10 protein-coding genes are annotated in these 9,771 nt (G+C 38.1%); 8 read left to right on the top strand and 2 right to left on the bottom strand.

The annotated features are described in order from the left end of the window. Both rho and purU read left to right on the top strand, forming a co-directional pair. Positions 1-783, top strand: a 783-nt coding sequence (gene rho / locus ACQR30_RS12520) for a transcription termination factor Rho (RefSeq protein ID WP_429735592.1), incomplete at its 5' end; no start/stop codon positions are given. Positions 784-893: 110 nt separating this feature from the next. Beyond that, complete coding sequence (gene purU, locus ACQR30_RS12525) at positions 894-1,733, top strand: formyltetrahydrofolate deformylase (RefSeq protein WP_429735594.1); 840 nt, start codon at positions 894-896, stop codon at positions 1,731-1,733. A gap of 152 nt (positions 1,734-1,885) precedes the next feature. On the opposite strand, the gene ACQR30_RS12530 is transcribed toward purU, so the two are convergent. Then, entirely contained in the window at positions 1,886-4,471 is a 2,586-nt protein-coding gene (locus tag ACQR30_RS12530; RefSeq protein WP_429735596.1) for a M1 family aminopeptidase, read from the bottom strand. Between the two features lie 165 nt (positions 4,472-4,636). On the opposite strand from ACQR30_RS12530, the gene ACQR30_RS12535 reads away from it, so the two are divergent. Then, on the top strand, positions 4,637-5,122 hold the full coding sequence (locus ACQR30_RS12535; protein ID WP_429735598.1) for a YcxB family protein: 486 nt from the start codon (positions 4,637-4,639) through the stop codon (positions 5,120-5,122). 36 nt (positions 5,123-5,158) lie between these two features. Here the strand turns inward: ACQR30_RS12535 and ACQR30_RS12540 are convergent, their stop codons facing one another. Then, positions 5,159-5,593 (bottom strand): GNAT family N-acetyltransferase, encoded by a 435-nt coding sequence (locus ACQR30_RS12540; protein WP_429735600.1) that lies wholly within the window; start codon positions 5,591-5,593, stop codon positions 5,159-5,161. A 224-nt stretch (positions 5,594-5,817) separates the two neighbouring features. Here ACQR30_RS12540 and ACQR30_RS12545 point away from each other — a divergent pair, with 224 nt between their 5' ends. The 5 genes from ACQR30_RS12545 to ACQR30_RS12565 form a co-directional block, all read left to right on the top strand. Then, complete coding sequence (locus tag ACQR30_RS12545; protein WP_119990551.1) at positions 5,818-6,054, top strand: acyl carrier protein; 237 nt, start codon at positions 5,818-5,820, stop codon at positions 6,052-6,054. A 122-nt stretch (positions 6,055-6,176) separates the two neighbouring features. Next, positions 6,177-7,430, top strand: coding sequence for a beta-ketoacyl-ACP synthase II (gene fabF / locus ACQR30_RS12550; protein ID WP_429735602.1), 1,254 nt, complete (start codon positions 6,177-6,179; stop codon positions 7,428-7,430). Positions 7,431-7,434: 4 nt separating this feature from the next. Beyond that, complete coding sequence (gene rnc / locus ACQR30_RS12555) at positions 7,435-8,145, top strand: ribonuclease III (protein ID WP_429735604.1); 711 nt, start codon at positions 7,435-7,437, stop codon at positions 8,143-8,145. Between the two features lie 89 nt (positions 8,146-8,234). Further along, positions 8,235-9,167: a polysaccharide deacetylase family protein gene (locus tag ACQR30_RS12560; protein ID WP_429735606.1), complete on the top strand. Its 933-nt coding sequence runs from the start codon at positions 8,235-8,237 to the stop codon at positions 9,165-9,167. A gap of 93 nt (positions 9,168-9,260) precedes the next feature. Next, positions 9,261-9,771: Bax inhibitor-1/YccA family protein (locus ACQR30_RS12565; RefSeq protein WP_429735608.1), on the top strand; the 511-nt coding region annotated here is incomplete at its 3' end.

The raw sequence follows: 9,771 nt of genomic DNA on the forward strand, positions 1-9,771 counted from the left end.
ACCAGGATAATGGATTTGTTTACCCCCATTGGTAAGGGACAGCGTGGCCTGATTGTAGCACCGCCCAAGGTAGGTAAAACAGTCTTATTGAAAGAGGTGGCTAATGCAATTGCGGCCAATCATCCGGAATGCTATTTAATGGTGGTTTTAATTGATGAACGTCCGGAGGAAGTAACAGATATGGAGCGTAGCGTGAAGGCGGAAGTTATCGCTTCTACCTTTGATGAACCGGCTGAGAAACATGTAAAAGTTTCTGCAATGGCCTTACAAAAAGCAAAACGCCTGGTTGAATGTGGCCATGACGTAGTAATATTATTAGACAGTATTACCCGTTTAGCACGTGCACACAACACAGTTGCTCCTGCTTCAGGAAAAGTGTTATCCGGTGGCGTGGAAAGTAATGCAATGCAGAAACCAAAACAATTCTTTGGTGCAGCACGTAAAATAGAATTTGGTGGGTCGCTCACTATTTTAGCCACAGCATTGGTAGATACCGGCAGCAAAATGGATGAAGTAATTTTTGAAGAATTTAAAGGAACGGGTAACATGGAATTACTGCTCGACAGACGTCTGGCAAATAAACGCATATTCCCTGCTATCGATATTGTATCATCGTCTACGCGTCGCGATGACTTATTATTAGATAAAGAAGTCCTTGCACGAATGAATATTTTACGTGTTTATTTGGGCGATATGAAAGCCGAAGAGGCAATGAATGACCTACTCAAACAAATGCGCGGTACAAGAAACAACGAAGAGTTCTTGGCCAGCATGAACGGATAAAATTTGCCTGATAGTATAAAATAGCCCTTCATTTTGTCGGGCTATTTCTTTTATTGGGCGTCAATAACATGCGGCATAAATAAAAGATAGACAATAGACAGATATTCTATATGAACGAACTAATCATTCTTATTCAATGTTCAGATGAGGTCGGTTTGGTTACCAAAATTACACAGGTATTGGCCAGCAATAACCTGAATATTATTTCCATGCACGAATATGTGGACACACACAATAAAAAGTTTTTTACGCGTATTGCTTGCAGAGGGGATGATTTACAGGAAGAGCCTTTTAAAATTGAAATGTCCGAAAAACTACCACACGGAGCTGTTATTACGATCGTTGTCCAACAATTGAAAAAAATTGCTGTCTTAGTTACCAAAGACTATCATTGTTTGGGTGACATTTTAGTGCGCAATCAGTTTAAAACATTAGGCGCTCAAGTACAGTGTGTAATTGGCAACTATAGTTATTTACAAGAAGTCACGCAGCAGTTTAGTGTACCGTATTTTCATATTTCTCATCACGAAAAAGATAAACAAGAATTTGAAACTGAAATTCGCAACGTTATTGATCAGTTTGACATTGACTTTATAGTTTTGGCGAAATTTATGCGCATTTTGTCTCCTGAATTTGTAGAAAATTATACAAAGAAAATTATCAATATTCATCATTCATTTTTACCGGCATTTGTAGGTGCCAATCCCTATAAACAAGCATTTGATCGAGGTGTAAAAATTATCGGCGCCACAGCACATTTTGTAACCAACAATTTAGATGAAGGTCCTATTATCACACAACATACAGCTAGTATCGACCATACTTACGGCGTAAAAGAAATGATCCGTCGTGGTAGAGAAACAGAAAAGGCCGTTCTGTTGGAGGCCCTACAACTAGTGTTTGAAGACCGTGTATTTATAAGTGGCAATAAAACCATTGTATTTAAATAACGTACGGTTCTTAATTTCTGTAAAAAATAGTTTTTCAGAAATATTCCATTAAGTTGGTCAAAATTAGGTGCCAGTCGCCGGTATGCCCCTAAACTAACACCTAAGATTTTTATAGCGCCGTCACAAATAAAGCTCAAGCGCGATATTTATCATTACTTAAAAATATCATCACTCAAATCCGAATTGACTTTTATTTCCTTAGCTTTCAATGGTATCTCGTAACCATTGCTGTTCATGGTGACACGCATAGGAGCTTTTATGTCATTGACTGTTTGATAATCAGCAAAATTCAAAATACCATTTTTACTCTGTGACGCTATCTTGAGGCCCGATTTTATAGCATAATAATTAGTTACTACCTCTCCTATTGAATTGGTAATTTTAATAACATATGCATCCTGCCCTTTTACAGATTCAATACCCATTAATGCAACGTTATTGCCATTGTCAAAAAGTTGCAATTCTGGAAAAATCTGAACCAGGCTTTTTAGCCCATCTTTTGCTTTGTCATTCAAAGCAACGGCTACGCCGCGCTGAATAATCGAATCTATATCTCCGTTTACTAAAATCTTTACAATATTTATATGCATAGCAGGTAACTCAATAGTTTCTAAAAACTTGTCCGGCATTTTATGGTATTGCTTCATGCGAATGTTTTGACCTTGTATATCACCCTCATAAATAGCAGACATATCTCTTATTCTCTCCAGATTTTCCTTTCCGCCGACCTCTTGCAAATAATGATCAATTACTGATTTTGCAGACACACCTGCAGGGATGGGTTTCATTTCATTTTCCCCAGGCCAAACATTGTTTTCGGGATCTACATCAGGATATTGTTTTTCAGGATCTAGTATTATTTTTTTAATTTTAGAAGTAGTATTTACATGAAAGGTCCACTCTGCGCCACGTTGCCAAATTTCCACCGGCAATAACATATTGGTAATTTTTCCATTTTCCTCTTCTATTTTTAATTTTACAGGCAAAGGCATCTGGCCAATATTCTCTATAGAGACGAGTGCTCCTTTTGCCGGGTCATTATCCTCATATTTTACAGCTTTTACCGCTTGGTCAATTGTCCAATTATGGAAGAACCAGCCTCTCCAAAACCATCCTAAGTCTTCCCCCGCCGCATTTTCCATTGTACGGAAAAAGTCGTCCGGCGTTGGATGTTTGTAAGCCCAGTTATTGATATATTGCTTAAATGCATAGTCAAATCGTTTGTGACCCAATACGACATCGCGCAGAATAAGCAATCCAACTGCTGGCTTATAATAGCCTTCGTCAGCCAAATTGTACGGTAATATTACATCGGGTATAGTCATTGGAATTTCCGCCCCATTTTTGAAAAAGCGCTTAGCAATTTTATATTCATTGGGCTCATTATTGTATGCCCCGTTATATAAAATTCGAGAACAGATATAATTGGTAAAAGTATTAAAGCCTTCATCCATCCATGCATATTTACGCTCATTAGAGCCCACTAACATCGGAAACCAGTTATGTCCAAATTCGTGTAGGGTAACAAACCATAAATCGGCACCTGCTTTGGCTGTAGAACTGCAAAACACAATGCCAGGGTATTCCATTCCTCCAACGATACCGGCGACATTTGTCGCCACAGGATAAGGAAAATCATGCCAATAAGAATTAAGTTCAATAGATTTTTTTGTATAATAAGCAGAGCTATCCCAACCACTTGGCATCGCCGTTTCCTCCGGGTAAACAGATTGACCAAGAATCACTTTGCCGCTTTGCATTTTAATACGAACCGCATCCCAAATAAATGCTTTAGATGCTGCCCAGGCCACGTCGCGCGTATTGTTGCATTGAAACTTCCAGGTCAATTCTTTCTTGTTTATAAAATCTTTCCCTTCTTGCACATCTGCAAGGGAGTGGATATTTACAGTGGCATCGCTTTGGGCGGCTTCTGCTAATTTTTTCCTTTGAGAGGAAGTAAGCACCTCAGCAGGATTTTGCAGTACCCCCGAACCAACAATTACCAGATTTGCCGGTGCCGTTATAGAATAATTGATATTCCCATATTCTAAGTAAAATTCTCCCGCACCTAAATAAGGCAAAGTGTTCCATCCTTCTACATCGTCATACACGCACATACGAGGATACCACTGCGCAATCTCATAAATCCAACCATTTTTAGTATGTAACCTTCCCATTCTGTCAGATCCTTTTTCGGGAATGGTAAAACCATAGCTTATATTAATTTGCAACTTGCCGCCTTTAGCTTTTAATGCTTCCGGCAAGAGAATTTGCAACCTTGTATCGCTTACCACGTATTTGGGATGAAAGGTCTTGCCATTCATTTTCACCGAAACAGATTTCAACTCATCCCCTTGGGTAAACTTTGTTGCAGCGTAACGACCGCCGGACACAACGGTAGTGGCCACAGCCCGGCTATCTTCACGATAGATATTCTGATCTACATATAACCATACGTAAGGCATATTATCGGGGCTGTTATTGGTATAATCTATTTGCACACTTCCATCAATATGTTTTTGTGTAGTATCTAATTTTACATTGATATTGTAATCAGCTGCATTTTGCCAGTAATTGGGCCCTGGTGCTCCGTCTGAACTTCTGTAGTTATTGCCGTTTTGGGTATAAAAATAAGGCGCAAAAGCAGCATGTTGATTGTATGATGCTTCGGCATTTTGTTGTGCAGATGCAAAACCTGCCAACATCCCAAAGACGGCCAACAAAGTAAGCTTTTTCATTAAAGGTATTTTTAAAATTGTAAAAAATAAAGTTGCGCCAAGATACAATAAAATAAAAGTTGCTGAAAAATTTATATATAGGCGGTTGTCTAATTCTTTTGATAAAACATTAATAAGATAAGCGGCAAGAAGTGTATTGATTTATGTTTTATTTTTGAGGCCATTATGCAATATAGTTTTTATTATATCAAAGCAAAAGTGCTGCAAGGCTTACGCACACACTTTGTTTCTAGACCCGAAGTAAAAGTTTTGGCATACGCCGTCAATATCTTTGCAATAGTCTCCGCCATTTTATATTGGTTAAAAAAGATACGACCACAAGCATTCTTGCTTTGTTCCTTCCTGTGGATAATGCTATTGATTATCTTCTGGTTTATCATGCCCAATATTATTTACAAAAAGGCTATTCAGGTTTTTCAAGATAAGTTTATTGCCAATTTTAATGAAAATGGTATTGTCTTAGAAAACGAGCAAGGCTCTATAAGTTGGGGCTGGGAAAGATTTACCAACTATTTCGAATCATCTAACTTCTTTCATTTATATTTTAATGCACGTTCCTTCTTTTTATTCCCAAAAGATGAAATGTCCGCGGAGTTTAAAAAATCGCTCAATGTGTTACTGAGTCAAAAGTTGCGCAAAGGGAAATATTAAATAAGCTTTCTCTCTTATTTTTCTAAAAAACAATAGCTATCGTTTTAATTTCTTTTCCATCATAAAATGCGGTAACGTGACTTCCGTAAATTCATTACCGAAAGTCGTATATCCTAGTTTTTTATAAAAGCCTAAGGCATTAACTCTGGCGTGCATTATCATTTTTTTATAGCCGAAATCACTGGCTATACTTTCTGCAAAGATTAAAATTGCCCGACCCACACCTTTGCCTTGTAGACCGCTGTTTACAGCCATTTGTCGTAAACGCATGGTATCATTATTTACCTTTGTTAATATACAACATCCCATTATTTTATCGCTTTCAAAACAACCGATTAGGATATCATCCTTATCCTTCTCTAACTCATTCTCTTTAAATTCAAGATTCAATGATTTACGCAAAACCTGATAACGGAGTGAGACCATTTTTTCGTATTCCGATGTTCCGTAATCGATTATCTGAATAGCCATCCTTGAATTATTAAATGATGATTGGTAAATTAAGCAAGATAAAAATAAATATTTTTTTTAAAATTATAATTTTTTAAAAAAAAGCGCTATTTTGTATTGATAATCAATGTAAAAGGAGATATCCCTGCTAAGAATAAATACCTATGCAAAAACAAAATTGGGATATTGTATTGTCTATTGATTAAAAATTATATTTTTGTGCCCGAAACTAAAAATTTTTTACAATGTCAGAAATCGCAACAAGAGTAAAGAAAATTATTGTTGACAAATTAGGTGTGGAAGAAGCTGAAGTTACAAACGAAGCATCTTTCACCAACGACTTAGGCGCCGATTCATTGGATACGGTTGAACTAATCATGGAGTTTGAAAAAGAGTTCAATATTTCCATCCCGGACGAACAAGCTGAAACAATCACTACCGTTGGGCAAGCAGTTTCTTATTTGGAAGAACACGCCAAATAGAAGATTACAGAAAATATTTTACAATATTTCAACATTTAAGTCCGTCTCCCGATAATTGTTTTACCGTGGGGCGGACTTATATTAAATTTATACACGCAGGGTTTAGTAAGAAATTATAGAATATGCAAACAAAAAGAGTAGTAGTAACTGGTATTGGATGCCTTACCCCATTAGGCAATAATCTGGAGGATTATTGGAATGGCTTAATCAATGGCGTTTCCGGTGCCGACTTGATTACACAATTTGATGCTTCTAAATTTCGTACAAAATTTGCTTGTGAAGTGAAGAATTTCGATCCGACAGAATATATGGATCGAAAAGATGCACGTAAAATAGATCGTTTCACACAATTGGCTATCGCGGCTAGTGATCAGGCGCTTAATGATGCCGGACTAAACAAAGATAATATTGACCCGGATCGTGCCGGGGTTGTACTGGGTAGTGGTATTGGTGGTTTAATTACTTTTCAGCATGAAGTAATGGAGTTTGGCAAAGGCGACGGAACTCCACGATTTAGTCCGTTCTTCATTCCTAAGATGATTTTGGATATAGCGCCCGGACATGTATCCATGCGCCATAATTTGCGCGGGCCCAATTACTCTACCGTAAGTGCATGTGCCAGTAGTACGCACGCTATTATCAATGCATTAGATCTATTACGCTTAGGAAAAGCGGATATAATGATTACAGGCGGTAGCGAAGCCGTAATAAGTGAAGCGGGCATTGGTGGCTTCAATGCTATGAAAGCGATGAGCGAACGCAATGACGACCCCAAAACGGCCAGTCGCCCTTATGATAAGGACCGGGATGGTTTTATAATGGGTGAAGCCGGAGCCATCATTATTTTAGAAACGCTGGACCATGCTTTGGCTCGCAACGCAAAAATTTATTGTGAAGTGGCGGGTGGTGCTGCTACCGCTGACGCTTATCATATTACAGCTCCGCATCCTGAAGGTTTGGGTGCACAAAATGTCATGAAAATGGCATTGAAAGATGCTGATATGAAACCCGAGGATATTGATTATATCAACACACACGGCACATCTACCCCTCTGGGCGACATTGCAGAGGTGAAAGCCATTTTGAATGTGTTTGGCGAGCATGCATATGATTTAAATATAAGTGCCACAAAATCCATGACCGGACATTGCCTGGGCGCAGCTGGTGCTATTGAAGCAGTGGCAGTTATTCAAAGTGTAATTCATGACATTGTGCCTCCAACAATCAATCATTTTACAGATGATGAAAATTTAGACCCTAAACTCAACTTTACCTTTAACACAGCACAAAAACGAACGGTAGATGCTGCATTGAGTAATACTTTTGGGTTTGGTGGCCATAATGCAGCCATCATCGTAAAAAAGTATATAGCATAATATTTTGCGAAAATCAATTTATAAAGTTGTAGGTTCCTTACAAAAAGACTCTCTAAAGAAGCAATTATACTTAATGCTAGGTGTAAGGCCTAGTCATCTTTCCCTATACAAACGGGCTTTTTGCCATCGTTCCACAAAGGAAGGCACATCTGAAAACAACGAACGATTAGAATATTTGGGTGATGCAATACTGGGAACCATTGTGGCTGATTATCTTTTTAAAAAATATCCTTATAAGGACGAAGGCTTTTTGACCGAAATGCGTAGCAAGATGGTCAATCGTCAACAATTGAATGATATCGCCATTAAAATGGGTTTAAAAAAATTGACAGAATTTAATAGGGAAGACTTTGGCTTGCGTAATAGTCAAATATTTGGCAATACTTTGGAAGCACTTATAGGTGCCATATACTTAGACAAAGGCTACAACAAAACGAAAGATTGGGTACTTCAACAAATGGTGATACCCTATCTATCTGTGGACGATTTAGAACAAATTGAGATTAATTTAAAAAACAAATTAATTGGCTGGGCCAATAAAAAGGGCAGGACTCTCAGCTTTGAAACTATTGATGAAGTTCTAGATAAAAAACGCCGCATCTTCACAATAGCTGTAATGCTCGACGGTGAAATTCTCGCAGCAGCGAAGGGATATAACAAAAAAGAAGCAAGTCAAAATGCGGCACAAATTGCCGTAGAAAAGCTTAAGCTTTAAATTATTTCTTAAAATTATATATTAAAGTATTCGCTCAACAATATATTGATAATGAACCATTATCTTCGAATTATATTAAATTGCAAATCATGCATCTGCGCCTACTTACTAAGACCTTAACCTCTTTTTCCATCCTAATTTTTGCCGCATGTAATAGTGGAAAGACAGAAAAAAAAGTGGGTAATAGAGACACCAACTTTGCTGCTACTTTTGACTCACTTCAGCGAAGGCCCCTTAAAGATACTTCTATAAAAGGTGAAGGTAAAGTAATGGACACCACGGCTGAAACACCTAAAAATGAAATAAAAGAAGAGACTGTCGTTTTAGATTCGGCTAAAAAATATGTTTTCCTAACTTTTGATGATGGTCCACAACCGGGAACAATGAATGTTTATCATAACCTTCGGGCTTTAGGCATCAAAGGTACTTTTTTTATGGTAGGCCTTCATGCCACTTATGGCAAAGACATGCGGGAAGCCGTCGATACCATCAGAGACAATTACCCGAATGTACAGTTAGCCAACCATAGTTATACACATGCCAATGGGCGTTACTTCAGTTTTTATCATCACGTAGCGGACTGTTTTGCCGATTTTATGAAAGCGCAGAAGAGCCTGGATGTACAAGAGAAGTTTATTCGTCTGCCAGGCAATAGTGGATGGGTATTAGCAACCGGCATGTTAGCACATCCATTGGTAAAACCGGTGTGTAATTTACTGGATTCAGCCGGTTATAATGTAATAGGCTGGGATGTAGAATGGCAATTTAAAACAGATAAAGTTCACGGTGGCTCCATACCTGTAGAAACACCGGGTACAATGGTAAAAATGGTGGAATATGCTTTGAACCATCACCGGACACATCGGAAAAACGCGGTGGTATTGCTTTCTCACGACAGAATGTTCCATCATCAAAACTATTCCGATTCTTTGTACAAATTTATGAAATTGCTGAAGGAAAGAAATCCAAATTATATTTTTGAGACTGTTGATCACTATCCGGGCGCAAAAGTTCAGCAATAAGATTCCGGTTTCCCGAAATTAGGTTTTCTTTGAGGATTTGCGCATAAAAGTTACTAAAAACGAAGTATCTTTATGGCTTAAAATATTTTAATTATGGCTTTATTTTCATCTAAATCAAGTAATCCGACTATGTCGGAGAAAGTTTTTGATAAATCGTTGCAACAAACCGACAGCTCTTTGGGCATAATGACTATTAGCGGTTCGGTAGCTAAGTTTGGTTTCTTATTGCTAATGGTAATGGCTGGGGCGTTTTATACCTGGAATCTATTTGGCAAAGGGCAGTTAAGCACTATGAATACCTTAATGTGGGTGGGAATCATTGGTGGATTAGTTTGCGCGATGGTTATTATTTTCAAACCACAAATGGCGAAATTTCTAGCACCATTATATGCCCTGTTAGAAGGCTTATTTCTTGGAAGCATTTCGGTCATTATCAACAGTGCTTTTGCAGCTAAATATCCCGGTATTGTAATGCAGGCAGTGGGACTTACCTTTGCTGTAGCAGCAGCCGTGTTGTTCTTATATGCATTTCGAATCATTCGTGCTACGCAGCGTTTTCGTTCTATCATTATTTCGGCAACCATGGGTATTATGTTGTTTTATG

Origin of the sequence: Arachidicoccus sp. (genome assembly GCF_050436765.1) — a bacterium.
Taxonomy (GTDB): Bacteria; Bacteroidota; Bacteroidia; order Chitinophagales; family Chitinophagaceae; genus Arachidicoccus.